Raw genomic sequence first — 23,971 nt, 5'->3', positions numbered from 1 at the left:
GCATGGAGCACCGCATGAACCACCTGAACATTGGGGAAGCCGCCGCAGCGGCCGGGGTCACGCCCAAAATGATCCGGCACTACGAGTCACTCGGAATGATCCCCGAGGTGCAGCGCACGGAGGCGGGCTACCGGCTCTACTCACCGCGCGAAGTCGCCATGCTTCGCTTCATCCGCCAGTCGCGTGCGCTCGGCTTCTCGGTCAAGCAGATCGAGTCGCTGTTGTCCTTGTGGCGCGACGAGCATCGCGCGAGCCGGGAGGTGAAGGAAGTCGCCAGGCAACAGCTTGCCGAACTGGAGGAACGCCAGCGCGAGATCGACGAGATGCGCGCCACGCTGTCGCACCTGGTATCCCTTTGCAGGGGCGACGACGATCCGCACTGCGCCATCCTCGACAAGCTCTCGGGCGCGACCGCGCCAGCAGCTGTTCCGGCTCGCCCCGCAAAGAAGAACCTGAAGGAAGTGCGGGCGGGGTCCACCGTTCCCGCCCGCAAGAACTGCCACTCCGCGGCTCCCGAGGCGTCTGCCCATGCCGCGCTGGCGGCGTGGACCCGCGGGCTCCGGCCCTGAGGCGACTCAGGGCGACGGCGCCTTCACCCACCGCGGCTCGGCCTTCACTCCGCCACTCAGCGTGCCGAGGAAGGCGACGAGCTGGTCCACCTCCGTGGCGCTGAGACCGAGCGGCTTCAGCTCACTGTGGCCTTGCGGCGCGGTGGGAGCCCGGTTGTAGTGCTCCACGACTTCGCGCAGCGTCGCGAACTGGCCCGCGTGCATGTAAGGAGCGCGTTCGGCAACGTTTCGCAGCGAAGGGACGCGGAATTGCCGTAGCTGGTTCGCGCTGTTTTCGTCGAGGAAGCGAATCTCGCCGCACTGCTCCGGCTTCGCGTCGCTGTACCGGCCCAGGCAGTTGAATTCGTCCTTGATCACCTGCCTGGCCCCCGCGAGGCGGCCCAGGTCGGCTGCGAGTCCGTGGGCGGCCGGCACACCGGTGTTGTGGAACTCGTTGTTGGTGAACAGCGGGCCGCCGTGGCACTGCAGGCACTGCCCCTTGCCCAGGAACAGCTTGAGGCCGGCGATCTCGTCGCGCGTCATCGCCATCTCCATCTTCGCCGTATCGCCCTGCGCAGCTGCTTCGACATAGGCGTCAAAGCGCGATGGGCCAGGATCGATCCGGCGCTCATAGGCGGCGATCGCCTTGCCCATGTTGGCGAAGACACCATTGACGGTCTCCTTCTGCGCTGGTGCCAGCTCGGACCAGGCGGCGTTCGCCTTGGGATCCGCGACGGGCCCCGCGTGCCTGGGGAGGGAATCCAGAGCCGGAAGCTTGCCGAAGACCGCCTCGTACTCGGCGCGGTACTGCTCGGCGACGAGGTGAACGTACTGCGTTCGATCACCCCCATGCTCGACCGCGCTCTCCAGCGGCCCCAACGCCTGTGCCCACTGGCTGTCCTTGCGCCCGTCCCAGAACTGCCACGGGCTGCGTGCCGTTCCGATGATGCTCATCGTGCGGCGGTCCGTGGTGCCGACACCCTTGCCGAGTGGCGTGCCGTCCTGGAACGACTTTTCCGGGAGGTGGCAGCTCGCGCAGGCCACCTGGCCGTTGGCGCTCAACCGTTGGTCGAAGAACAGGCGCTGGCCAAATTCGGCCGCACGCTCGTCATCGGCAACGCGGTTGGACGGGTCCGCCGGCAGGGGCGGCAGGCGGGACATGGAGAGCTCCTGCAGTTGCGCAAGCTCCTGCTGCGTCCAGCGGGAACCAGTCGCCACCGACAGGAGCATGACCGCCACGATCGCGAGCAGCGTGCAGGCGGTCCACTTCTCGATGCGGTTCATGGGGCGGCTCCTACTTCTTCAGCTGCAGGTTGAAGCGCACGCGCTCGGTGTGGCCGCCGGCCGTGATGTCGAAGTCCATCACCCACCAGCCACCCATCTGGAACTTCACGCCTTCGAGCAGGTAGTCACCGTTGCCGAGGTTGCGAGTGACGCGCGGGCGGGTGGGAAGGCCGTGCCGGTGCTCGGGCATATCGCCATCCACGGCAATGGTCGCGTCCGTGACGGGCGTGCCGTCGATCTGCGCGATATGCAGCGTCCACGCATGCAGGCGGCCGACGGGCACCGGAGCGTCGGTGCTGTAGGTAACGCGGAAGCTGCCTGCGGATGAACTGCGTTCAGTCGCGTACTCGGCCGTGTCTTGCGGCGGGCGGACCCTGGCGTCGGCGTTGCAGCCGGCGGCCACACCGAGTGCCAGCATGGCGCTGGAGACCAGCAGGGAGCGGCGTTGCATGGTGCGTTGCATGACTCGCCTCCTTCAGTTGCAGCGCGACTGGCCGTTGGCGGCGGCCGCGAAGGCCATCGCCGGGTGCGAAAACCCGATGTCGCGCAGCTCGTCCGCGCTCATCAGTTCGAACTCACGCTTGTGGCGGCGAAGGCGGCGGGCCTCCTGGACGCGGCAGGTGAAACGCTGCCAGGTGGAGGCGAGTTGAGCGATGAAGGTTTGCATGGAAGGCTCCTTTGAAGATTGAAGGTGGTCGACGTGACCTGCCTGCAAGGTTCGGCCTTCCCGCGATGTCAAGGTCAATCAACGCGTCCCAAAACAAATCTTTCGGGGCGGGTTGACCTTGCCATCGTGTCAATTCCGAGCATGGCGCCATTCCAAACGCACCGGAGAACCGCCATGCCCCTCAGCAATCCCGCTTCCTTCACCAGGAGCGCCCTCACCGTCGCGCTGTCGCTGATCACGGCTGCGACCATCGTCGGCTGCCAACCCGCCATCGGTGATGCGTCGGCCGCCCCACCTGGGAGCCCCGCGCCCTTGCCGGTGGTCCAGGTGGTCGCCGTGCAGCAGCGCGCGGTGGCGCCCCAGTTCTCGCAGGTCGGCCGGGTGGAGGCCGCCCACCGCGTCGAGATCCGCCCTCGGGTGGCGGGTCACATCCAGGCCGTGCTGTTCCGCGAGGGCGACGTCGTGCGTGCGGGCCAGCCCCTGTTCCGCATCGATCCGCGTCCGTTCGATGTCGCGTTCGAACGCGCCCGGGCCGAACTGCAGCTAGCACGCGCCAAGGAGACGCTGGCGCGTAGTGAAGCGGATCGCGCGCAGCGCCTCGCGTCCGAGAAGGCGATCTCCACCCAGGAGGTGGAGCGCCGCGCGGCAGCGCACGCGGAAGCGCTTGCGCTTTCTGCCGCCGCGCAGGCCGCTGTCCAGTCGACCGCACTGGATCGGGAATTTGCGGTCATCACGGCACCCGCCGCAGGCCGCATCGGCCGCACCTTGGCCACGCCCGGGAACTACGTCGTCGCCGGCGCAGGGCAGCCGCTCGCCACCCTGACAGCGGTCGCGCCGCTGCACGTCTACTTCGACGTGTCCGACGCCGTGCTCATTCGCCAGCTCGCCGCCGAGCGCAAGCCAGGCGGCTGGCAGGCGCGAATCCTCGACCCGCAGTCCGGCGGCCCGCTCGCCTCGGCACCGGTCGACTTCGTCGACAACGAGATGGTCGCAGGCACGGGCACGCTGCGGATGCGCGCCCGCATCGACCAACCGGTGCCCGGGCTGATGCCCGGCCAGTTCGTGCGCGTGCAGCTCTCCGGCCAACCCGCCGAGAGTTTGCTGGTGCCCGAGAAAGCCGTTGCGACGGACCAGGGCCAGCGCTTCGTCCTCGTCGTGCAGCCGGACCAGCAGGTGGCCCACCGCGCGGTCCAGCTGGGAGCTTTGCACGGTGACCAGCGGGTGATCACATCCGGCCTGCAGCCCGGCGACCAGGTCGTGGTCTCCGGCCTGATCAAGGTGCGCCCCGGCATGAAGGTCCAGCCGCAAGGCGCACCCGCCGCCGACCAGGCGCAAGCCCCGACGTCCACCAAGAGCTGAGGAGTGCCGCAATGAAACTCGCCCGCATCTTCATCGACCGCCCGATCGTGGCGATCGTGCTGTCGCTCGTGATCCTGCTGGCCGGCCTGGCCAGCATGGGCCGCCTGCCGCTCACGGAGTATCCGAACGTGATGCCGCCCACCGTCAACGTGACGGCCAACTACCCCGGCGCGAATCCCGGCGTGATCGCCGACACCGTGGCCACGCCGCTCGAAACGGAGCTCAATGGCCTGCCCGGCCTGCAGTACATGAGCTCGCAATCGACCGGCGATGGCCGCTACGCGTTGAGCCTGACCTTCGCGCAAGGCACGGACCCGGCGCGCGCCGAGACCGAAGTGCAGAACCGCGTAGCGCGCATGCTTTCGCGATTGCCCGTCGAGGTGCAGCGCACCGGGGTCGCGGCCGAGAAGGTCTCGCCGGACATCCTCATGGTCGTGCACCTGGTCTCCCCGGATAACCGCTACGACCTGCTGCACCTGTCCAACTTCGCGCAACTGAACATCCGCGATCGCCTGTTGCGGGTGCCCGGCGTCCGCACCGTGGCCGTGTGGGGGGCCGGTGAGTACAGCCTGCGCGTCTGGCTCGACCCCGAGCGCATGCTCGCATATGGCCTGACCGCGGGCGACGTGGTCTCCGCGATCCGCGAACAGAACATGCAGGTGGCGGCCGGTTCGGTGGGCCAGCCGGACACACGTTCGCTGCAGCAACTGCCCCTGTCGGTGACCGGACGCCTGTCTTCGCCGGAAGCCTTCCGCGACATCGTGGTGCGCACCGGTACCCATGGCGAGCAGTTGAAGCTCTCCAGCGTGGCGCGCATCGAGCTCGGCGCCAGCCAGTACAGCCTGCGCAGCCTGCTCGACAACCAGCCGGCCGTCGCCCTGCAGATCACGCAAGATCCTTCGGCCAGTGCTCTTGAGGTCGCCAAGGCCGTGCGGGCCGAGATGGAACGGCTGCAGAAGGACTTCCCGCAGGGGATCGAGCATCGCGTCGCCTACGACCCCACCCTGTTCGTGCAGGCGTCGATCAGCAACGTGCTGCAGACGCTGGGCGAGGCGATCGCGCTGGTGGTCCTGGTCGTCCTGTTGTTCCTGCAGAACTGGCGCGCGTCGCTCATCCCGATCGCGGCCGTGCCCGTGTCGCTCGTGGGCACGCTGGCCGTCATGCACCTGCTGGGCTTCTCGCTCAACACGCTGTCGCTGTTCGGGCTCGTGATGGCGATCGGCATCGTGGTGGACGACGCCATCGTGGTGGTGGAGAACGTCGAGCGGCACCTCGCCGATGGCCTGGCGCCGCGAGAAGCCGCGTTGCGCGCCATGCAGGAGGTGACCGGCCCTATCCTGGTGATCACCGCCGTGCTCGCGGCCGTGTTCATCCCGACCGCTTTCATGGGCGGCCTGTCCGGCGAGTTCTATCGTCAGTTCGCCCTGACGATCGCGATCTCGACGATCCTGTCCGCGCTCAATTCGCTGACCCTGAGCCCGGCGTTGGCTGCGCTGCTGCTCAAGCCTCACGGCGCTGGGCGCGGGCGGATGGCGCGTTGGCTCGGCGGCTTCAACCGCGGCTTTGATGCGCTCGCTTCCCGCTACGCCCTGTTCACCGGGCAGGCGGTCCGGCGCAGCGCCCGGCTGCTGGTGCTGTACGGCGCGCTCATCGCACTCACCGTGCTGGCGTTCAAGGCGACACCCACCGGGTTCGTGCCGGCCCAGGACAAGTACTTCCTGGTGGGCATCGTGCAGCTGCCGCCTGGCGCTTCACTGGACCGCACGGAGGCGGTCACGCGCGAGATGACGCGCATCACGCTCGAACAACCCGGCATTGAGAGCGTGGTGGCATTCCCCGGCCTGTCCATCAACGGCTTCGTGAACAGCCCAAGCGCCGCTGTCGTGTTTGCCATGCTGGACCCGTTCGAGCAGCGCAGCGACAAGTCGCTGTCGGCCGGTGCGATCGCCGGAGCGCTCAACGGCAAGTTCGGCGGGATCGACGACGGCTTCGCGGCGATCTTTCCTCCGCCTCCCGTGCCGGGCCTGGGGCAGACCGGCGGCTTCAAGCTGCATATCCAGGACAAGGCGCGGCTCGGGCCGCAGGAGCTGGAGAAAGCCCTGCAGCGCGTGATGGCTGCCGCCGGCAAGGACAAGCGGCTGGCCGGGCTCATGTCCGGCTACCAAGCGCAAGTGCCCAAGCTCTCGGTCGAGATCGACCGCGAAAAGGCCCGAGCCATGGGCGTTCCGATGAACGCGCTGGCCGAGGCGATGCAGGTCTACCTGGGCTCGCTGTACGTCAACGACTTCAACTACCTGGGCCGGGCCTGGCAGGTGAACGTGCAGGCGGACGCTGCTTTCCGCAGCAACGCAGACGCCGTTTCCGGGCTGTGGACGCGCAACGGCGCCGGCCAGATGGTGCCGCTCGCAGCGATGGTCAACGTGCGCACCGCCTTGGGACCGGACCCGATCAGCCGCTACAACGGCGTTGCGTCGGCCGACCTCTCCGGCGGCCCGGCGCCGGGCGTGAGCGCAGGCGACGCGCTCGCGGCGATGCAGGAGATCCTGGCGCGCGAACTGCCCGAAGGCTTCAGCTACGAGTGGACCGACCTCACGTACCAGCAGATGCGAGAGGGGTCCAGCGGCTTGCTTGTGTTCCCGCTGGCCGTGGCCCTGGCGTTCCTGATCCTGGCCGCGGCCTACGGAAGCTGGTCGCTGCCGGCCGCGGTGCTCGGGATCGTGCCCACGGTACTGCTCGGCGCGCTGGCCGGCGTCTGGGCCACGGGCGGTGACAACAACCTGTTCACGCAGATCGCTTTCGTGGTGCTGATCGGTCTTGCGACCAAGAACGCGATCCTCATCGTGGAGTTCGCGCGCCGCCGGCAACAGGAAGGCCAGAGTCCCATCGCGGCAGTGGTGGAGGCGGCGCGGCTGCGCCTGCGTCCGATCCTCATGACCTCGCTGGCATTCATCATGGGCGTCATGCCCCTGGTGTTCGCCGCCGGGGCGGGCGCCGAGATGCGGCAAGCGGTAGGTGTCGCAGTGTTCGCCGGCATGGTGGCCGTGACCCTCGCCGGCCTTGTGTTCACCCCCTTGTTCTTCGTGCTGCTGCAGCGTCGCAGCGCCTCGTCTTCCCTGGAGGTCCGCCATGCGTAAGTTCGCACTGTCCACCCTTGCCCTCGCGGCGGCGCTGCTGGCTTCGCCCGTCCTCGCGCAGGAAGCCCCTCCTGCAGTCGATGCTTCCGTCCCGGTCGCGCAGTCGACGGGCTGGTGGCACGCGCTGCGAGACCCGGTGCTCTCGGCGCTCATCATGCAAGGGCTGGATGCCAACCTCGACATCGAGCAAGCTCACGAGCGCATCCTCCGCTCGCAGGCGCTGGTGGCCGGCGCTCGCGCCGAGTTCGGCCCGAGCGGATCCGTCGGCGTACAAGGGCGCGCCGCGCAGGCCAGCGAAGCCGAGGCGCCTGGACTCACCCGGGGCGAGCGCCGCACCCAGAGCGTTGCGGCCGCCGTGGAATTCAGCTGGGAAGTGGACCTGTTCGGCAGGCTCGGGCACCAAGCGGCTTCCGCGGCCCAGCGCCTGCAGGCATCCGAAGCGCAACTTCGCGGCGCTCGCCTGGCAGTGAGCGCGGAGGTTGCCAACGCGTACTTCGCCCTGATCGGTGCGCGAGAGCAACTCGAGATCGCCCGCACGGTCGCAGCCAATCGGGAGAGCACGCTGCGCCTGGTGGCTGCTCGCGCCGGAGGCGGCATGGCGGCGCCGATCGACGAGCTGCGTGCCCGCGCGGACGTGGAGGCCGCCTTGGCGGAGATCCCGGTTCAGGAGGCGGCAGCGCGGGTGGCGACGCATCGCCTGGCCGTGCTGACCGGTCAATCGCCCAGCGGGTTCGCCCTGCCCACCTCCGGCACCGTTGCGCCGGCCGCGATCGCCATTCCGCTCCCGGCAACGGACGCCTGGCTCGCGCAGCGACCGGACGTGCAGGAACTGGAGGCGGAACTGCGCGCAAGGGCGCTCGATGTGAAAGCCGTGCGCGCGGAGTTCTATCCGCGCCTGACCTTCAGCGGCCTGCTCGGGTTCGTCGCGGGCTCGGTATCCGCCATCGGAACGGGAGGAAGCCTCTCCTGGCTGAGCGCACCTTCACTGCTGACGCCTCTATTCGACCGGCCGCGCATCGAAGCTAGGCTGGCCGCGGCCAAGGCCGGCGAGAAAGAGGTCCTGGCGGCCTATCGGCAGCGCCTGCTGCTTGCCACCGAGGACCTGGAAAACGCACTGGCGCGGTACGGCTCCGGCCAGCAGCAGTTCCAGAACCTGCAGCGGCGCACGCAGCATGCGTCCGAAGCGGAACGGCTGTCGCGGGTTCGGTACGAAGCGGGCGCGGCCGACCTCCTGGAACTGCTGGACGCGCAGCGTACGGCCCAGCAGGCCCAGGGTGCGCTGTCCGCTACCTTGACCCAGCAGCGGCAGAACCTGGTCGCGGTTTTCCGGGGGATGGGCCTCGGGGCTTGACCTTGCCACCACGGCAAGGTTGATAGTCGGCGCCATTCCAAGGAGCCGCCTCATGCAACACCTCAACATCGGAGACGCCGCTGCCGCTGCCGGGGTCACCCCAAAAATGGTCCGCCATTACGAGTCCCTCGGCCTGATTCCCCAGGCCGAGCGGACCGACGCAGGCTATCGCCTCTACGGAGAGCGCGAGATCGCCATGCTCCGGTTCATCCGCCAGGCGCGCAGCGTCGGGTTCTCGATGCAGCAGATCGAAGAGCTGATGTCCTTGTGGCGCGATCCTGATCGCCAGAGCCACGACGTGAAGCAGGTAGCCAAGAGGCAGCTGGAGGAACTGGCCGAGCGCCAGCGCGAGCTCGACCAGATGCGCGCCACGCTCGAGCAGATGGTTTCGAAGTGCCGCGGCGACGAGAGCGCCCACTGCGTGATCCTGGACCATTTGGCTTCGGCGGCCACCTCGCAAGCTGCCGGGGGGCCTATTCGCGCCAGGCGTGCGCTGAAGGAAGTGCGCCCCGGTGAAAAGCGGGTTGCGCAGGAGCGCCGGACGCGGATGGACGAGCGCAAGCCAGCGGCGGCCCATGTGGCGCTGTCTGCCTGGGCTCATTCGTTCACCAGCTTGTCCGGGGCTTGAACGCGGCCAGTCCTGATCCGATCTGGAGATCGACATGCGAGGCTCACTTCGCCTACGCCTGCGCCGACTGGCGTTCTGGCTCGTTGCGGCCGCTGCCGGCGCCGTGTTCTTCGGCGCGGTTTCACACCATGTCTACACCGTCGACTTCAAGCCGCTTGCCGCGTTTTGTCTGCCGGTTCTCGTCATCTTCTTTGGGTTCACGTCGCTCCTGTACATGCGCGGACGCTCCCTGGCGAGGGGAAAAGCGCAGGTTCGGACCCTCTTCGCGGCCGAACGGAGCATGCAAGGCACGATCGCCTACCTGTCCGGAATCGTGCTCGGCACGAGCCTGTATGGCCTCTGGCGCTACCTCGATTTCCACTTCGATCCCGCGCAGCCCACGGCCCCGGGCGCATGGCTGCTCCTCTTCCTCGCGCCCTACGCGCTGATGCAGGCGGGCTTTGTGCTCTTCATGAGTGGCATGTGGACGATCGTCCCGCAGTTGCTGCGCCCCGTCAGTCCATACGAGGTGTGGCGCAGGATTGGCAAGAGCCCGCTTGACACGCCCACAGCGGCAAGGTCGATAGTTCCTTCACCAACCGAGAACGGAACAAATCCTGGTCGCATTCCGAGCGCTGGGCATGACCTGCGGCCATTCCGCCAGCGCCATCGCACGCGCAGTCGCGCCGATGGACAAACGCGCCCGTTTGGAGGTGCGCATCCCCGAGAAGCTGGTTCTGATCACCGGGGCAGCGACGCAAGAGAAGCTGGCCGAAGCGATCACTGAAGCCGGGTACACACCTGAGACAGTCGGGGCGAGTGCCGAAGTCCGCGGCGAAGCCATCCAAGCTGCCCGGCGCCCACTCCGTCGGTGAGGTGTACTGATGCCGCGAGTTCAGCCGGACTACCCGTCCTGAGGTGGTCCGGCCGAACTGTCCTCGAGCAATCGCAAGCGAGTGATCGCCGCCTCGACACCAAGCGCTGGGCTCGCGAGCACATCGACACCCACACCCGGCAGCATGTTCGAAACCGGAGCCATAGAGGCTTGAGCGAGAACGACTACGCGAGGCTTGGCCGCAGCGCCTCGCATACGCGAAGTGATCGCGCTGGCAATCGAGTTCAGGTATCCGGCACGATCGCCCTCTTCGAAGAGCTGCCAAGCATCTTCGACGCACAGCACTTCCAACCCCACGTCCGAACCGATTCGGTTTGCAGATTCCTGCAGCAACGCTGTCGTCGGTGCGACCGTGCTGCGCAATGCGGTGACCACCAGCACAGGGCCGCCATCACTCACTGCGCGATCAGCCATGGCTCGATCGATCCGCGCTGCCTCCACCCCCTGCGGGGTTGGAGCCCGCTCCGCGAGACCCCCGATCGTTGAGCAGGTACATACGACCAGCGTCGCTCCAGCCTGCGCCGCATCTAAGATCGCGCCATGGACGAGTTGCACAACCGCCGGATGGTCCGCGCCAAGTTCGCGCGCTTGCTGCAGCAGGTCTTCACGGACGACATGGTCAACGGTCACTGACGGGTCGGATGTCTTGACTAGCGCTTCGAAAGTCTCCACGTGAACCGGGGAAGTGTGAAGGAAAGCCAGGTGTTTTTTCATGGCCGACTCCCGGTCCTCAACACCACATTCTGCGCTGCGCTCTCGCGGTACAAACTGACTCGGACCTGAACCAGGGAACGGCTGCTTCTGGCCGTTCGCGACCGAAGCTCACCCAGGCTCGGCGTCTCCAGCGATCCCACGGCAATGGACCGAGGGCTCGCCGCTGACGTCAGTCGCCCCATGACCACCCGCAGGCGCCGCTGCGTCTGCGTATACGAGATCTCTGGGAAACCGGTGATCGACTCGAACCAGTTCACCGCCGCACTCCTTCGCTCTCATCCCATAGCACCTGGAATGTGGAGGCTTCCCACATTACCCGCTCAGCCTTCGCTAGCACCGCGTCGATGGCTAACGACTCGATCGGGTAAGGCCCTGCGGCCACCTTCCAGACGGCGATCCCACCCTCCCATGGGGAGATGGGCCGGGCGGCATACACCTTCGCATAGCCGATGTAGCCATCCGCGTCTGATACGGCATAGGCCGCGAGGTAGTGCCCGCAGATGGGGCCAGCGATGCGCTCCAATGCGGTGCTGCCGGTGTCCGTAGAAGGATGACCAATTATGTATCAATATTTGTAACGATCCACCGCGCTGGTGGAGAAGTCCGTGGAGAAGCGCGGGGTGCACGGGCGAGTGCATGTACTGACGCGGCCCGCAGCAGGTTGCTGTTTCTCTTGGCAGGGCTGGGGCTGGAGCTCGAGGGGTCTCACCGAAGTAGGCACCAGCGGTGACGTCGCGTGAAGAAGGGCTACTCGGTTCTCGAGGCACAACTTCAGCGGAAGTTGCCGGAGTGTCAATCGGTCGACAGGCGGCCACTTCTGGCCCGAAGCGGAAGGGTGCTTCCGGGCGGCAGCCTTCTGGGGCAATCGGCGCCCCGAAAGTCGGTTGCCCTACCGTCCCACAGCCTTGATCTCGGCCCCCCTCGCGATGGCAGTGTCGTACGCCGCCACGAAGTGACCGTCGTCTCCGCCGTCGACTGAGAAGCGCGTGCCGGCCGGCCCAGTCGTCTCGCCCGTTTGCGGACTGACCGAGGTGATGTTCCGCTCGGCGACAGCGTTGAGGCCGGCGAGCGTCACGCCATCGGCGCCGACGACGAACGAGCCGATGCGCGCGACGAACACTCGGCCCGTTGCGGTGGAGACCTGCACGAAGCCCTGGAAGCCGGTGCCGTCCGGTGCGATCTCCACGTCATCGATCTGCGGCGCGACCGAAAAGATCGTTCCCGTCCCGATCTGGGGCGCACCTGCCGCGTCGAGGATCTGCCAGTGCACGTTGACCGGCACAGTCGGGTCGGCTGCAGGCTGCGACCAGAGCACGCCGATGCGGTCGTCTTGAAGGCGGGTGGCGGCGAACTGGAACGTGCCGGCCCCCTCCGCGCCCTCGACGAGTCGTTCGGGGCCCAGTGCTTCCGAGCCGCTGCCGAACCGCCGGGTATGGATGGCGAATCCCGATCCGCCCGACGCTCCGCCTCCTGCGGACTGAAGCCACGCGACCACCAGACCGCCGTCCGATAGCGGCATGGCCTGCAACTGCGTCTGGTCACCCCCAATGGTGCTGACGGCAACGGTATCACTCGCGAACGAACCGTCCTGGGCCAGGCGCCTGAAGAACGCCTGGCGCGGCGCGGCCTGCCCGAGCGATCCCGACCACGCAACGACGCAACCGCCGTCGGACGTCCCCTTCAGGTGAAGTTCAGAGTCCACGTCCGCATACACGGTCGGATCCACCAGCGTTGTGCCCTGCACCAACTCTCCAGCGGCGTTGAAACGCTTGACCTGCACCGTCTTCGTGAATGCGCGCGCACTCTGGTCCTGCGGCACTGTAGACGCGGCCCAAGCCACCATCCAGTCGCCATTGCCCAGGCCGGTGACGTTGTAGCTGCGCAGGGCCGGCGTGAGCCGGGTGACCTCCACGGGTCCACCGAGGTTGCTTCCACTGGCATCGAGCCGCTGCGCCAACAGCGACGGACCGGAAAGCCAGAGGACCACCGACTCCCCGTTCGCAAGGCGCGCGACACGCGGGCCCTGGCCCGCACCACTCAGGGGGATCACCGCATTGGCCGAAACCGTGACGGGGCCGAAGGCGTTGAACTGGACCACGCCGGGGCTTTCTCCCGCTCCCGCGCCTGGAGCGCCGCCGACCGCAGGAACCTCGCCGCCGGGGTCCCCACCGCCAAGGGCGGGAGATTGCCCGCCAAGTCCCGTCCCCGGGTCGCCGGTCGAGTCCCCACTGGTGGTCTGCTGACCGCCGCCGCCACCGCCGCCGCATGCGGTCAAGGCAAGTGCCAGCAGGCAGGCGATGCTGCCTTGCCTGGCTCGTGTGATCCTGGTGGGTCGTTCCATTGCGTCCTCCTGCCCGCGGGGCGTCATGCTCGACAGGAAGTGCACTCGGCGTTGGAAGCAGAGTTGCCGCCTGAATGGGTCACCCTATAGGACAGTCGACTCCGTTCCCATCCTCAATCGAGGTGAGGCAAGCGCAGTCCAATTGAAAGTTCGGTGAGTGCGCCGATACGAGCTATCGCGATGCAGCGCTACCGGTGTCCGGTGGATGGCCGATCATTGTTTCAGTATCTGTAACGATCCACCGCACTGATCCGTAGCGGGCCGCGCCGCCGAGGTCGCTGGAGCAGCCTTCCATGACGTCGACCCGGCTCACGTTGCATCGCAGCGCTTTTGTTTCACGTTGCGACAGGCAATGCAGAGCTCGCGCCGACTTCAATGGTCTCCAGGGAGAAGTGATGGCCGTAAAAGTCGCACATGTCAGTTTCGGGGCCGTAACGCTCCTGCTCGCGTCCAGCGCCTGGGCCCAGCAGAACGTGATCCAGACGGAGAACGCCAAGCCCGGGAACTCCGACTGGCCGATCACGGCGCTTTCCGACCAGCCCACGGTGGAGGGCTATGCGTCACACACCAGCGTAAGCCGGGGCGAGACCATCCGCTTTTTCGTCAGCAGCTCGGCGCCGAGCTACACCATGACGATCTACCGCATGGGCTGGTATGGCGGAGCGGGTGCTCGCCGCATGCACCAGGTGACGCTGCCCGGCACCAGGCAGTCGACCGCGGCACCCGACGCGCAGACCGGAATGATCGATGCGGGCTGGGCCGAGTCCTACCGGCTGACGATTCCCGCCAGCGCCGACAAGTCGGACTGGGCCACGGGCGTCTACCTGGCGAAGCTCACGCCCAGCAGCGGCTCCCAGAGCTACATCATGTTCGTGGTGCGGGACGACACGTCGACCGCGCCGTTCACCTTCCAGTCGGCCGTCACCACGCACCAGGCCTACAACAACTGGGGCGGCAAGTCGCTCTACCACTACAACAGCGGCGGCGCTCCGGCCCGCAAGGTGTCGTTCAACCGACCGTACAAGCGGCAGGCCTGGTCGGACGCGGGCACGGGCAAGTTCCTCAACTGGGAGATCTACTTCCTGCGTTTCCTCGAACGCGAGGGCCACGACGTCAGCTACATCACCAACATCGACGTGCATGCCAACCCCGGCCGGCTGCAGCAGCACAAGGCCTTCCTCGTCGCCGGGCACGACGAATACTGGACCTACCAGATGCGGGCCGGGGTGCAGCAGGCGCAGGCGAACGGCGTGCACCTGGGCTTCTTCTCGGCCAACCAGACCTACTGGCAGATCCGGCTGGAACCGAGCGCAGCGGGCGAGGCCAACCGCACCGTCGTCGCCTACAAGGAAGCCGCGCAGTCCCAGGACCCGCTGGCGATCGACGGCGAGGCGTCGAACGACAGGTACATCACCACGCGCTTTCGCGACCTCAAGCCGATCTTCGGCGTGGACGACCCGGTGGCGCAGCCGGAGAACGCACTGGTGGGGGTGCAGTACCACGGCGACCCGTTCAACGGCGACATCGTGGTGTCGGACCCGGGAAACTGGGCCTTCGCCAGCACCGGCGTGGTGGCGGGTTCGCGCTTTTCCGGGATGCTCGGGTACGAAACCGACACCATCGTGAACAACGGCTACTCGCCCGGCGGCCTGCGCAAGCTGGCCGAGTCGCCGGACCCGTGGGGCAGCTCGCACGTGGTGACGTACACCACGCCCAGCGGCTCCATCGTGTTCGCCACCGGCTCGATGCAGTGGAACTGGGGCCTCGACAACTACGGCTTCCGCAACCTGGAGAACGCGGCGGTCAAGCAGACCACTCGCAACGTGCTGGCGCGCTTCGGAAGTTCCGCGCTACCGCTGCCGATCAACCTGCTGGCCACGGGCGGCCCGCAACGCGTCGACCTGACTTGGACCGCAGTGACCGGGGCCACCGCCTACAACGTGTACCGCGGCACCTCGGACAGCAACCTGGGCACGGCACCCTACCGCACGGGGATTACGGCCACGGCGTTCGCCGATATGGCCTTGGAGGCGGGCACGTACTACTACCAGGTGGCGGCGACCAACGGCACGTCCGAAGGCGGCCGCTCCGCGGTGGCGTCGGGCGTTGCAGGGGTAGCGGCCCCGGCCCCGGCCCCGGCCACGGCACCTGCACCTGCACCTGCACCTGCACCTGCACCTGCACCGGCACCTGCACCTGCACCGGCCACCTGTTCGTTCCCCGCTTGGGTGCAGGGGCAGCAGTACGCTGCCGGCGCGATCGTCGCCTACCAGGGTGCCTTCTACCGGGCCAGGTTCGCCAACCCCGGCTACAACCCGACGATCAGCACCTACTACTGGGAGCGCTACACCTGCACGACCGCCCCCGCCCCCGCCCCCGCCCCCGCACCCGCACCCGCACCCGCACCCGCACCCGCACCCGCACCCGCGCCCGCCCCGGCGGCTTGCTCCTACCCGCTCTGGGTGCAGGGCCGCCAGTACGCTGCGGGCAGCATCGTCACCTACCAGTCTCGGCTGTACCGCGCCAAGTTCGCCAACCCCGGCTACAACCCGACCATCAGCACCTACTACTGGGAGCCGTACACGTGCCGTTGAAACACCTTCCCGTCCTGGCGCTGGCGAGCCTGGGCTTGGCGTACGCGCAGGACATCAGCACCGAGGCTTGGTACGCGGTGCCGGACGGGCGCGGCGTGCAGGTGGTCAATATCGAATGCGGGCGCGACTACATCGATCCGCGCGAGATCGTGGTGGAGCCGGACACGCCCGTCGAGTTCGCCGTCCGCGGAGAGAATCCCGGGGAGGAGTTCCAGGCCGAGCGCATCGCCTCGCTGCCGGTCGAGAAGTCCGCCAGGAAACTGGGATTCACGCCGCGCGGACGCGGCAGCAAGCACGGCATCTTCTGCAAGCGCCAGGGTGCGCCGGACAGCGAGGTGGACCCGCGCAAGCGCGGCATCCTGCACATTGGCCATCCGCACGGGAGGCCGTAGCGTCGGGCGACAGCGTGATCATCGGCGCCGGCGACTGTACTGCCGACGCCAGCATGCTAGGCAATGGCGACGTGACGGGGCCGTTGCAGACGTAGCGCCGAGAAGCGAACACTCAACGCTCAACTGACCCGCCGACTTGGAAAGCTCACTTACTCCACATGAGGCTGAGGAGCGAGGGGGCGAGCGCATGGACGACGAGCCGAGTGTCCCGGTCGACCACATGGAACTCTCCCGCCTCGAGCACGACGTCGCGGCAGTCGCCGTCGTGCGTAAGCCACACGCAGCCGTGGAGACATCGGATGGTGCCGCCTTTGAAGCTCGGCAGGGACCGGAAGTCGTACTGCTCGAGTTGAACGCTCGCTAAACGGAGGCGTGCCGGCTCAGCCACGCGGACGAATGGAGGGTGACTCCACAGGCTCACGATGCTCGTGAGAAGTCGGCCAACGACAAGGTGGGAGGCAGCTGTCATGTGGGGCTCCTGTGATCGGGTGCTGGATTCGACTGTCGGCAGACGCAGCTTGCAGGTCTTGGAACCCCCTGAAAAAATCGCTAAACCTCCTGAAGGACCCTTGTGTCTGCCGTCTACCGTTTCGGTCGGTTCGAAGTCAGGCCTTCCGAGCGTCGCCTGCTCGCGGATGGCACTCCCGCTGTGCTCGGCGCACGCGCTTTCGATGTACTCCTGTGGCTGATCGAGCACCGGAGTCGTCTGGTGACTAAGCAGGAGTTGCTGGAGGCGGTTTGGCCGGGCCTGGTGGTTGAGGAGAACAACCTGTCGGTACAGGTCTCAGCGTTGCGCAAGGTCCTGGGCCCCGCAGCGATCGCGACCGTGCCGGGGAGAGGCTTCAGGTTCGCGGCCGAGGTGGAAACCGGCGCCCCGGCATCCCAGGCATCCTCTTCCGCCGAGGCGCCTGTCGCGTCGGCAGGCGCCACGGCGCTGCCCTTCGACAAGCCGGCAATCGCCGTCCTGCCTTTCGCCGTGCTCTCCACGCACGCTGCCGACGCGCTCCTGTGTGACGGCCTCGTGGCCGACATCACGGCGCTACTCGCACGCGTACCAGGCTTTTTCCTTATCTCGCGCGCATCCTCGTTCGTGTTTCGCGACCGAGCCCGGAACTTGTCCGAGATCGCGGGGCAGCTTGGTGTGCGTTATCTGGTCGAAGGAAGCCTGCGAACGCACGGCGAGACGTTGAGGGTGTCGACGCAGCTCATCGATGCGTCGGCCGGCCACGTCCTATGGAGCGGGGACTTCGGAAGTTCGCGCAAGGATGCGCAGGAGATGCAGGAGGGCGTCGCGCGCGGAATCATCTCGCAGCTTCAACCTGAACTCACACGCGCCGAGATCAACCTCATTCGGCGGCAGCGTCCCGGCGACCTGACGGCATGGGCGCACTACCACCAGGCGATCGACGCAATCGCCAGCAGTGGCTGGAGCGAAGCTTCGCTTGCCGAGGCACGCGCACACTTGATTGGTGCCGTCGAGGCCGCCCCGGAATTCGGATTGGCGCATGCCTACTTCGGCCTGCTCACGGCGCTCGGTTGCAACCTCGGACTGATCGCTCCTTGGCCGGCGATGACGACCGATCTCATGGCCTTGATCGAAAAATCACTGCGCTTGGACGGAGGCAATCCTGAGGTACTGGGTTTTGCAGGGTGTGCCCTGAGTGACATGGGGTTCCATGAGCGCGCCATCGAAATTCTGCAAGATGCGCTGCAGATCGATCCCAGCAATGCTCAGGCGGTCGTAGCACTGGGCGCGGCGCTGGTGCAGAGCGGCCGACTCGACGATGGGATCGATCTGATGCGTCGAGGTATGCGAATCAGTCCACGCGACCGGCGGCTTTCGTTCTGGGGCTGGACGCTCGCCGTCCATATGCTTCGCGCGGGGCAGCCAACGGAGGCACTTTCGGAGGGACGCATTGCACAAGGGCGGGATCCGCGCTTCTATCTCGCGCGCATTCTTGAGGCCGCGGCCCGCGCACGGCTTGGGCGACTTGAAGAAGCGCTGCCGCCCCTGATGCGCGCGCGTGAGCTGCGCCCCGCATTGACGCTCGGGGAAATACGGCAGACCCATGGTGAGCGCGCCGCCGAGGAGCTAGCGCCAATATGGAGTTCGAGCTTGCCGGTGTCGAGATAGGGCGGGCGTCGGCTGCTTATCCGAAAGCAGCCGACGCCCGATTCGTCCGCTCCCCTGCCCTCAGCTGCGGAGTCTCAGTCGGTGAGAACGCCGGTTGCGAGCGCGAAGACATGCCACCTGCGGTCGTTTGGAATGCGGGCTCGGCAACGCGATCTTGGCAGCCCAGCGACTTCGGCGGAGCGCCCGCAAGTTGTGGAACGCGCCGGCCAACCAAACTGCGTCACGACCTTCTTGCGCGACTGCCACCGACTTGAACGATCGTGCACAGCGTGCGCGCGATCACCAGCGGTTGCGAAACTAACGTCTTGACACGATTCAGCTACTCTTATACGGTCAGCGGGCTGCACTGCACCCACCGGAGTTGCTCAATGAATCAAAGACTGATGGTCCTGGCATTGGCCGTTGTCGGTGCTTGCCCCGCGTACTCTCAGAACCAGTGGAGTGAGGAGGAGAAGGCAAGGCTGCAGAGACACAGTCCGGAGCTGCGGCAGCTACAGAGAAGCAGCGACTGGTTGGAGAACAAAAGAAGGGCACTCTCGGACCTGTTCTCGGGGGAGAAGACGCAAGAGCAGATGGCTCGGGAGGCAGAAGAGGAGCGCAACAACCGAGAGGAACAAGAGGCGCGGCCCAAGTCGGCGGCAGAACTACAGCAGGAACGCGAAGAGGCTCAGCGACGTCAGACACAGCACAACGAGGGGCAGTCGGCTGCGCGCCAAGAACTTATGACGCGCGTCGCCAAAACTTACAGGGACTGTAAATACGCGACCAGCAGCCGACAATTCACCATTGCCGAGGCGCAGGCCGAGTGCAAGCCCTACGCTGACGCCTTGAAGCAGTGCCCGAGTGCAGGAGTGGACTGCGAAAGGATGCGGAGGGAGTTGAAGTATGCAACGCCCGACGAACTGCTCGGAGAAGCGGCGCAACGCATTTCAGATGAAGCCGTCAGGAGTGCAACGCAGAAGGACGAAGCGCGCAAGCAGGCAGAGCGAGAGGCTCGCAGAAAAGAGAGCGAAGAGGTGATGAGAGACCCGAACACCTTCCACTCCCCGGCCCCTTCGACGGGTTGGCGCAAACAGCAGTCGGAGCAGGAGGCGCTCAGGAAGAAAGAGGACGAAGAAGCCCGTAGGAGGCAGGACGATCCACGCTGGCGTCAGCAGGAAGCCCGTCCGAAACAGCCGCCGGGCCAGACGTCCACTAAGCAACCTGCAGAGCAGCCGCAAGCATCCGCGGAGGACACCAAGCAGATCATCAACTTCCTGGGCGCGGTGGCGGCCGGTGCCGCGCAGGTCGAGGCCAATCGCCGTCAAGCCGCCGCGGCAAGCGGCGGCTCGAGCGGAAGTCCGAGTCAGGCACAGCCCGCCGGAGGGGGTTGCTCGAACGCCGCTCTTGCCGGGACCGGAAGAGTGTGCACAGCGCGTTGATACGCGGTGCCGGCGTGACGCCTTTTTGTCGCGCCGCAGCCTTACTTCTTCAGCTCGACCTTCTTGCGGCTGTTGCCACGAAATGACTCACACTGACACAGCAGTTCAAGGTGTCATTCGCCAAGATCAGCAGACTGCTTTGGTGCGCACCGCAAGGAGCAGAGAGTGGCTAAGTCCTTGTGCGGCTTAGCTTTTATCAGCCGCAGTGAGGCGATCGGCCAGTCCAACCCCTCCAGGTACTGGTGCCGACTCTCGGGATTGAACCGAGGACCTACCGCTTACAAGGCGGTTGCTCTACCACTGAGCTAAATCGGCTTGGGCGGAAATTCTAGACCCGGGCGGGCAGCCCGGCGGCGCTACTTGACGCGCTTGAGGGCCGGCCGCGGGCCGGTCGGCGGCTTGGGCGGATCGCCCTCCGGCGCGCCGCCGCCGGTTTCGGGCGTCACCAGCTGGACCACCTTGCCTTCCTGCTCGGAAGACGCGCCGGCCGCGGGGACGCTGCTCAGCGGTGAAGGCTTGCTGCTGGCGGTGGGCGCAGCCGCCTCGGTGCCGGGCGCGGGCACCGGAAAAGCCATGCCCTGCCCGTTCTCGCGGGCGTAGATGGCGATGACGCGGTTGACCGGCACCATGATCTCGCGCGCCGTGCCCGCGAAGCGCGCCTTGAACTCGATGAATTCGTTGCCCAGCTTCAGTGAGCTGGTGGCGTCGAAGCTGATGTTGAGCACGATCTCGCCGTTCTTGACGTACTCGCGCGGCACCTGGACGGTTTCGTCCACCTGCACCGCGACGTAGGGCGTCAGCCCGTTGTCGGTGCACCAGTCGTACAGCGCCCGGATCAGGTACGGGCGCGTGGACGTGGACTCCAGTGCGTTCATCAGTTCTCGTGCTCCCCCGCCGCTTATTTGCGCATCACCTTCTCGGAAGGCGTCAACGCTTCAATGTACGCGGGGCGCGAGAAGATGCGTTCGGCGTACTTGAGCAGCGGCGCGGCATTCTTGGACAGTTCGATGCCATAGTAGTCCATGCGCCACAGCAGGGGCGCGATGGCGACGTCGAGCATCGAGAAGTTCTCGCCCAGCATGTACTTGTTCTTGAGGAACACCGGGGCCAGCTGGGTCAGGCGGTCGCGGATGTGCGAGCGGGCCTTCTCCAGCGCCTTCTCGTTGCCCTTGGCGGCGCGAGACTCCAGCGTGCTCACGTGGACGAACAGCTCCTTCTCGAAGTTGAGCAGGAACAGCCGCACCCGCGCACGGTCGACCGGGTCGCCCGGCATCAGCTGGGGATGCGGGAAGCGCTCGTCGATGTACTCGTTGATGATGTTCGACTCGTACAGGATCAGATCGCGCTCGACCAGGATGGGGACCTGGCCGTACGGGTTCATGACGTTGATGTCTTCCGGCTTGTTGTAGAGGTCCACGTCGCGGATCTCGAAGTCCATGCCCTTTTCGAACAGGACGAAGCGGCAGCGGTGGGAAAACGGGCAGGTGGTTCCCGAGTACAGCACCATCATGTCAATGGCTCCTTGGCAAAAGTGAAAACACGGTCGATGTCGACCGTGTCAAAACACGGTCGGCGAGCCGACCGTGCCTTTGGGGACGCGCGCCCGGCGGGCGCCGGGCAACCCGTGTGGCTATCGGATGTCCTTCCAGAACGCCGCGTTCAGGCGCCAGGCGAAGAAGGTAAAGACCAGCAGGAAGATCATCACCCACACGCCCACCCGCACCCGGGTGTTCTGGGCCGGCTCGGCCATCCAGGCCAGGTAGCCCACCAGGCTGGCGACGGCCTGGTCGTACTGCGCCGGCGTCAGCGTGCCGGGCGAGATCTGCTTCCAGCTCTTGAACACCTGCAGGTCGTAGCCGTGCGACTTGACCGTCTCGAACACCGGTTCGCGGATGCCCTGCAGTTCCCACAGGGCATGCGGCATGCCCACGTTCGGGAACGCGAGGTTGTTCCAGCCGGTGGCCTTGGTCGGGTCCTGGTAGAAGGTGCGCAGGAAGGTGTAGAGGTAGTCGGCACCCGTGCCGCCATGGCCGGAACGCGAGCGGGCGATCAGCGAGAGGTCGGGCGGGTTGGCGCCGAACCACTCCTTGGCCTGCCTGGGATCGATGGCCGACTTCATGGTGTCGCCCACCTTCTCGGTGGTGAACAGCAGGTTGTCCTTGATCTGCTGCTCGGTCAGGCCGATGTCGCGCAGGCGGTTGTAGCGCATGAAGGCTGCGGAGTGGCAGCTCAGGCAGTAGTTGACGAAGAGGCGGGCGCCGTTCTGCAGCGCCGGCAGATCGTTCGTCATGTTGGGCGCGCGGTCCCACGCGACGCCTTCGGTGACCGCCTGGGCGGGCGCCGCCAGCAGGGCCGACAGCGAGACGGCCAGGGAAAGGAGGAGCTTTTTCATTCTGGTCGGGTCCCCGGGATCAATGCGCGGCGAAGGTGATGCGATCGGGCACGGGTTTGAACTCGCCCAGCCGGCTCCACCACGGCATCAGCAGGAAGAAGCCGAAATAGAAGAGCGTGCCGAACTGCGACACCCGCTCGCCCACCGGCGACGGCGGCTGCACGCCCAGGTAGCCCAGCACCAGGAACACGATCACGAATGCGGCGTAGACCCACTTGTGCCAGTCCGGACGGTAGCGGATGGACTTCACGGGGCTGGCGTCGAGCCAGGGCAGGAAGAACAGGATGATCACGGCGCCACCCATCACCACCACGCCCCAGAACTTGGCGTCGATGGCCAGCATCAGGACGATGGCGATGGCAGCCGCCACCACGGCGACGGCCTTGCCGACCAGCGTCAGGCGCGACCGCAGCACTGCGAACGCCGCGGCGATCGCCACGCAGACGACCAGCACGTACATCATCTCGCTGGTGATGGCACGCAGCATCGAGTAGTACGGCGTGAAGTACCAGACCGGCGCGATGTGCGAGGGGGTCTTCAGCGGGTCGGCCGGGATGAAGTTGTTGTACTCCAGGAAGTAGCCGCCGAACTCGGGCGCAAAGAAGATGATCGCCGAGAAGATCATCAGGAACACCGCCACGCCCAGGATGTCGTGCACCGTGTAGTACGGGTGGAAGGGGATGCCGTCCAGCGGCTTGCCGGCGGCGTCCTTGGGCGCGTTGGGGCCCTTGATCTCCACGCCGTCCGGGTTGTTGGAGCCGACGTCGTGCAGCGCCAGGATGTGCGCGACCACCAGGCCCAGCAGCACCAGCGGCACCGCGATCACGTGGAAGCTGAAGAAGCGGTTCAGCGTGGCGTCGCTCACCACGTAGTCGCCGCGGATCAGCAGCGCCAGGTCCGGGCCGATGAAGGGGATGGCGGAGAACAGGTTCACGATCACCTGCGCGCCCCAGTAGGACATCTGGCCCCACGGCAGCAGGTAGCCCATGAAGGCCTCGGCCATCAGCGTCAGGAAGATGGTGCAGCCGAAGATCCAGACCAGCTCGCGCGGCTTGCGGTATCCGCCGTAGATCAGGCCCTTGAACATGTGCAGGTACACGACCACGAAGAACGCCGAGGCGCCGGTCGAGTGCATGTAGCGCACCAGCCAGCCCCAGGGCACGTCGCGCATGATGTACTCGACCGAGGCGAACGCCAGGTTCGCATCCGGCTTGTAGTGCATCACCAGGAAGATGCCGGTGACGATCTGGATCACCAGCACCAGCAGCGCCAGCGAGCCGAAGAAGTACCAGAAGTTGAAGTTCTTGGGCGCGTAGTACTCCGACAGGTGCGCCTTGTAGAACAGCCCGACCGACGGATAGCGGTTGTCGAACCAGTTCCCCAGCTTCTGGCCCATCGTCGCGTTCGGGGAGATTTCCTTGAATTCAGCCATGGTGCTTTCCCGCTCAGGCCTTCTTGTCTTCGCCGATCAGCAGGCGCGAGTCGGACAGGTACATGTGCGGCGGCACCTCCAGGTTGTCCGGCGCGGGCTTGTTGGAGAACACGCGGCCGGCCACGTCGAACGTGGAGCCGTGGCAGGGGCAAAGGAACCCGCCCTGCCAGTCGTCGGGCAGCGAGGGCTGCGCGCCGGGCTGCAGCTTGTCGGAGGGCGAGCAGCCCAGGTGCGAGCAGATGCCGACGGCCACGAACACCTCGGGCTTGATCGAGCGGTACTGGTTCTTCGCGTACTCGGGCGTCGGGTAGGCCTTGCGCTCGGATTTCGGGTCGGCCAGCTGCGCCTCGGTCTTCTGCAGGGAAGCCAGTTGCTCGGGCGTGCGGCGCAGGATCCAGACGGGCTTGCCGCGCCACTCGACGGTCACCTTTTCACCCGGCTTGAGCGCCGAGATGTCCACTTCCACGGGCGCCCCGGCCGCTTTCGCCCGCTCCGAGGGCTGGAAGCTGGCCACGAAGGGAACGGCGGTGAAGGCAGCGCCTGCGGCGCCAGCACAACCGGACGCGATCAGCCACGTCCGCTTGCTGGTGTCCAGTGGGGTGTCACTCATGTAGTCCTCGAAGGGAGATCGCTTGTAAGGTCAACCCGGCATTGTAGCGGACCGTATCCCCCGAAATCCACCCGAGCGGGGGGTGGCGCGATCGCT

Annotated in this window: 21 protein-coding genes and 1 tRNA gene; 10 read left to right on the top strand and 12 right to left on the bottom strand. The window is 66.5% G+C overall.

Going from position 1 to position 23,971, the window contains the following annotated elements:
- Window positions 1–14 precede the first annotated feature (14 nt).
- Entirely contained in the window at window positions 15–569 is a 555-nt protein-coding gene (locus ASG30_RS17160) for a MerR family DNA-binding protein (protein ID WP_327212930.1), read from the top strand.
- Between the two features lie 6 nt (window positions 570–575).
- Here the strand turns inward: ASG30_RS17160 and ASG30_RS17155 are convergent, their stop codons facing one another.
- The 3 genes from ASG30_RS17155 to ASG30_RS17145 are packed head-to-tail and all read right to left on the bottom strand — an operon-like array spanning window position 576 to window position 2,499.
- The gene (locus ASG30_RS17155) at window positions 576–1,832 is read right to left on the bottom strand and encodes a cytochrome-c peroxidase (RefSeq protein ID WP_082522165.1); all 1,257 of its coding nucleotides are present in this window, start codon (window positions 1,830–1,832) and stop codon (window positions 576–578) included.
- Between the two features lie 10 nt (window positions 1,833–1,842).
- Window positions 1,843–2,295, bottom strand: coding sequence for a FixH family protein (locus ASG30_RS17150; RefSeq protein WP_055899456.1), 453 nt, complete (start codon window positions 2,293–2,295; stop codon window positions 1,843–1,845).
- A gap of 12 nt (window positions 2,296–2,307) precedes the next feature.
- A complete protein-coding gene (locus tag ASG30_RS17145; RefSeq protein ID WP_055899454.1) occupies window positions 2,308–2,499 on the bottom strand; it encodes a hypothetical protein in 192 nt (63 codons plus the stop codon).
- 174 nt (window positions 2,500–2,673) lie between these two features.
- On the opposite strand from ASG30_RS17145, the gene ASG30_RS17140 reads away from it, so the two are divergent.
- From ASG30_RS17140 to ASG30_RS22245, 5 genes are all read left to right on the top strand, one after another.
- A complete protein-coding gene (locus ASG30_RS17140; protein ID WP_055899452.1) occupies window positions 2,674–3,858 on the top strand; it encodes an efflux RND transporter periplasmic adaptor subunit in 1,185 nt (394 codons plus the stop codon).
- 11 nt (window positions 3,859–3,869) lie between these two features.
- A complete protein-coding gene (locus ASG30_RS17135; RefSeq protein WP_055899450.1) occupies window positions 3,870–6,992 on the top strand; it encodes an efflux RND transporter permease subunit in 3,123 nt (1,040 codons plus the stop codon).
- Window positions 6,985–8,343: an efflux transporter outer membrane subunit gene (locus tag ASG30_RS17130; RefSeq protein WP_055899448.1), complete on the top strand. Its 1,359-nt coding sequence runs from the start codon at window positions 6,985–6,987 to the stop codon at window positions 8,341–8,343. Before ASG30_RS17135 ends, ASG30_RS17130 begins: the two co-directional genes overlap by 8 nt.
- 52 nt (window positions 8,344–8,395) lie before the next feature.
- Window positions 8,396–8,971: a Cu(I)-responsive transcriptional regulator gene (gene cueR / locus ASG30_RS17125; RefSeq protein WP_082522163.1), complete on the top strand. Its 576-nt coding sequence runs from the start codon at window positions 8,396–8,398 to the stop codon at window positions 8,969–8,971.
- A 620-nt stretch (window positions 8,972–9,591) separates the two neighbouring features.
- Window positions 9,592–9,825, top strand: a complete 234-nt coding sequence (locus ASG30_RS22245) for a heavy-metal-associated domain-containing protein (protein WP_082522162.1) — start codon at window positions 9,592–9,594, stop codon at window positions 9,823–9,825.
- Window positions 9,826–9,854: 29 nt separating this feature from the next.
- Here ASG30_RS22245 and ASG30_RS22240 read toward each other — a convergent pair whose 3' ends face one another.
- Together ASG30_RS22240 and ASG30_RS17110 are read right to left on the bottom strand one after the other, a co-directional pair.
- Window positions 9,855–10,559: a hypothetical protein gene (locus ASG30_RS22240; RefSeq protein WP_082522161.1), complete on the bottom strand. Its 705-nt coding sequence runs from the start codon at window positions 10,557–10,559 to the stop codon at window positions 9,855–9,857.
- An 889-nt stretch (window positions 10,560–11,448) separates the two neighbouring features.
- A complete protein-coding gene (locus tag ASG30_RS17110) occupies window positions 11,449–12,657 on the bottom strand; it encodes a hypothetical protein (protein WP_055899441.1) in 1,209 nt (402 codons plus the stop codon).
- A 638-nt stretch (window positions 12,658–13,295) separates the two neighbouring features.
- On the opposite strand from ASG30_RS17110, the gene ASG30_RS17105 reads away from it, so the two are divergent.
- Both ASG30_RS17105 and ASG30_RS17100 read left to right on the top strand, forming a co-directional pair.
- On the top strand, window positions 13,296–15,494 hold the full coding sequence (locus tag ASG30_RS17105; protein ID WP_156385589.1) for a N,N-dimethylformamidase beta subunit family domain-containing protein: 2,199 nt from the start codon (window positions 13,296–13,298) through the stop codon (window positions 15,492–15,494).
- Window positions 15,491–15,886: a hypothetical protein gene (locus tag ASG30_RS17100; RefSeq protein ID WP_055899435.1), complete on the top strand. Its 396-nt coding sequence runs from the start codon at window positions 15,491–15,493 to the stop codon at window positions 15,884–15,886. Before ASG30_RS17105 ends, ASG30_RS17100 begins: the two co-directional genes overlap by 4 nt.
- 145 nt (window positions 15,887–16,031) lie before the next feature.
- Here ASG30_RS17100 and ASG30_RS23230 read toward each other — a convergent pair whose 3' ends face one another.
- Complete coding sequence (locus tag ASG30_RS23230; protein WP_055899432.1) at window positions 16,032–16,355, bottom strand: DUF2917 domain-containing protein; 324 nt, start codon at window positions 16,353–16,355, stop codon at window positions 16,032–16,034.
- A gap of 102 nt (window positions 16,356–16,457) precedes the next feature.
- Between ASG30_RS23230 and ASG30_RS17090 the strand changes: the two genes are divergently transcribed.
- Window positions 16,458–18,020 (top strand): winged helix-turn-helix domain-containing protein, encoded by a 1,563-nt coding sequence (locus ASG30_RS17090; RefSeq protein ID WP_055899430.1) that lies wholly within the window; start codon window positions 16,458–16,460, stop codon window positions 18,018–18,020.
- A gap of 368 nt (window positions 18,021–18,388) precedes the next feature.
- Window positions 18,389–19,441, top strand: a complete 1,053-nt coding sequence (locus ASG30_RS22660; RefSeq protein ID WP_156385588.1) for a hypothetical protein — start codon at window positions 18,389–18,391, stop codon at window positions 19,439–19,441.
- A gap of 240 nt (window positions 19,442–19,681) precedes the next feature.
- Here ASG30_RS22660 and ASG30_RS17085 read toward each other — a convergent pair.
- The 6 genes from ASG30_RS17085 to petA form a co-directional block, all read right to left on the bottom strand.
- Window positions 19,682–19,756 (bottom strand) — tRNA-Thr (locus ASG30_RS17085).
- Between the two features lie 41 nt (window positions 19,757–19,797).
- Window positions 19,798–20,316: a ClpXP protease specificity-enhancing factor gene (locus tag ASG30_RS17080; RefSeq protein ID WP_200947315.1), complete on the bottom strand. Its 519-nt coding sequence runs from the start codon at window positions 20,314–20,316 to the stop codon at window positions 19,798–19,800.
- 23 nt (window positions 20,317–20,339) lie between these two features.
- Window positions 20,340–20,951 carry a glutathione S-transferase N-terminal domain-containing protein gene (locus ASG30_RS17075; RefSeq protein WP_055899424.1) on the bottom strand — a complete coding sequence of 204 codons (612 nt, stop codon included), beginning with the start codon at window positions 20,949–20,951 and terminating at the stop codon, window positions 20,340–20,342.
- A 120-nt stretch (window positions 20,952–21,071) separates the two neighbouring features.
- Window positions 21,072–21,833, bottom strand: coding sequence for a cytochrome c1 (locus ASG30_RS17070; RefSeq protein WP_055899422.1), 762 nt, complete (start codon window positions 21,831–21,833; stop codon window positions 21,072–21,074).
- A gap of 19 nt (window positions 21,834–21,852) precedes the next feature.
- Window positions 21,853–23,265, bottom strand: a complete 1,413-nt coding sequence (locus ASG30_RS17065) for a cytochrome b (protein WP_055899420.1) — start codon at window positions 23,263–23,265, stop codon at window positions 21,853–21,855.
- Between the two features lie 13 nt (window positions 23,266–23,278).
- On the bottom strand, window positions 23,279–23,875 hold the full coding sequence (petA, locus tag ASG30_RS17060) for a ubiquinol-cytochrome c reductase iron-sulfur subunit (RefSeq protein WP_055899418.1): 597 nt from the start codon (window positions 23,873–23,875) through the stop codon (window positions 23,279–23,281).
- Window positions 23,876–23,971 lie beyond the last annotated feature (96 nt).

It is taken from the genome of Ramlibacter sp. Leaf400 (assembly GCF_001424545.1).
Taxonomy (GTDB): Bacteria; Pseudomonadota; Gammaproteobacteria; order Burkholderiales; family Burkholderiaceae_C; genus Ramlibacter.
This window is presented reverse-complemented; position numbering and strand designations above follow the sequence as displayed.

Coding starts and splice junctions, on each gene's coding strand:
- ASG30_RS17160 (WP_327212930.1), top strand. CDS start 15: ATGAACCACCTGAACATTGGGGAAGCCGCCGCAGCGGCCGGGGTCACG.
- ASG30_RS17155 (WP_082522165.1), bottom strand. CDS start 1,832: ATGAACCGCATCGAGAAGTGGACCGCCTGCACGCTGCTCGCGATCGTG.
- ASG30_RS17150 (WP_055899456.1), bottom strand. CDS start 2,295: ATGCAACGCACCATGCAACGCCGCTCCCTGCTGGTCTCCAGCGCCATG.
- ASG30_RS17145 (WP_055899454.1), bottom strand. CDS start 2,499: ATGCAAACCTTCATCGCTCAACTCGCCTCCACCTGGCAGCGTTTCACC.
- ASG30_RS17140 (WP_055899452.1), top strand. CDS start 2,674: ATGCCCCTCAGCAATCCCGCTTCCTTCACCAGGAGCGCCCTCACCGTC.
- ASG30_RS17135 (WP_055899450.1), top strand. CDS start 3,870: ATGAAACTCGCCCGCATCTTCATCGACCGCCCGATCGTGGCGATCGTG.
- ASG30_RS17130 (WP_055899448.1), top strand. CDS start 6,985: ATGCGTAAGTTCGCACTGTCCACCCTTGCCCTCGCGGCGGCGCTGCTG.
- cueR (WP_082522163.1), top strand. CDS start 8,396: ATGCAACACCTCAACATCGGAGACGCCGCTGCCGCTGCCGGGGTCACC.
- ASG30_RS22245 (WP_082522162.1), top strand. CDS start 9,592: ATGACCTGCGGCCATTCCGCCAGCGCCATCGCACGCGCAGTCGCGCCG.
- ASG30_RS22240 (WP_082522161.1), bottom strand. CDS start 10,559: ATGAAAAAACACCTGGCTTTCCTTCACACTTCCCCGGTTCACGTGGAG.
- ASG30_RS17105 (WP_156385589.1), top strand. CDS start 13,296: ATGGCCGTAAAAGTCGCACATGTCAGTTTCGGGGCCGTAACGCTCCTG.
- ASG30_RS23230 (WP_055899432.1), bottom strand. CDS start 16,355: ATGACAGCTGCCTCCCACCTTGTCGTTGGCCGACTTCTCACGAGCATC.
- ASG30_RS22660 (WP_156385588.1), top strand. CDS start 18,389: ATGAATCAAAGACTGATGGTCCTGGCATTGGCCGTTGTCGGTGCTTGC.
- ASG30_RS17080 (WP_200947315.1), bottom strand. CDS start 20,316: ATGAACGCACTGGAGTCCACGTCCACGCGCCCGTACCTGATCCGGGCG.
- ASG30_RS17075 (WP_055899424.1), bottom strand. CDS start 20,951: ATGATGGTGCTGTACTCGGGAACCACCTGCCCGTTTTCCCACCGCTGC.
- ASG30_RS17070 (WP_055899422.1), bottom strand. CDS start 21,833: ATGAAAAAGCTCCTCCTTTCCCTGGCCGTCTCGCTGTCGGCCCTGCTG.
- ASG30_RS17065 (WP_055899420.1), bottom strand. CDS start 23,265: ATGGCTGAATTCAAGGAAATCTCCCCGAACGCGACGATGGGCCAGAAG.
- petA (WP_055899418.1), bottom strand. CDS start 23,875: ATGAGTGACACCCCACTGGACACCAGCAAGCGGACGTGGCTGATCGCG.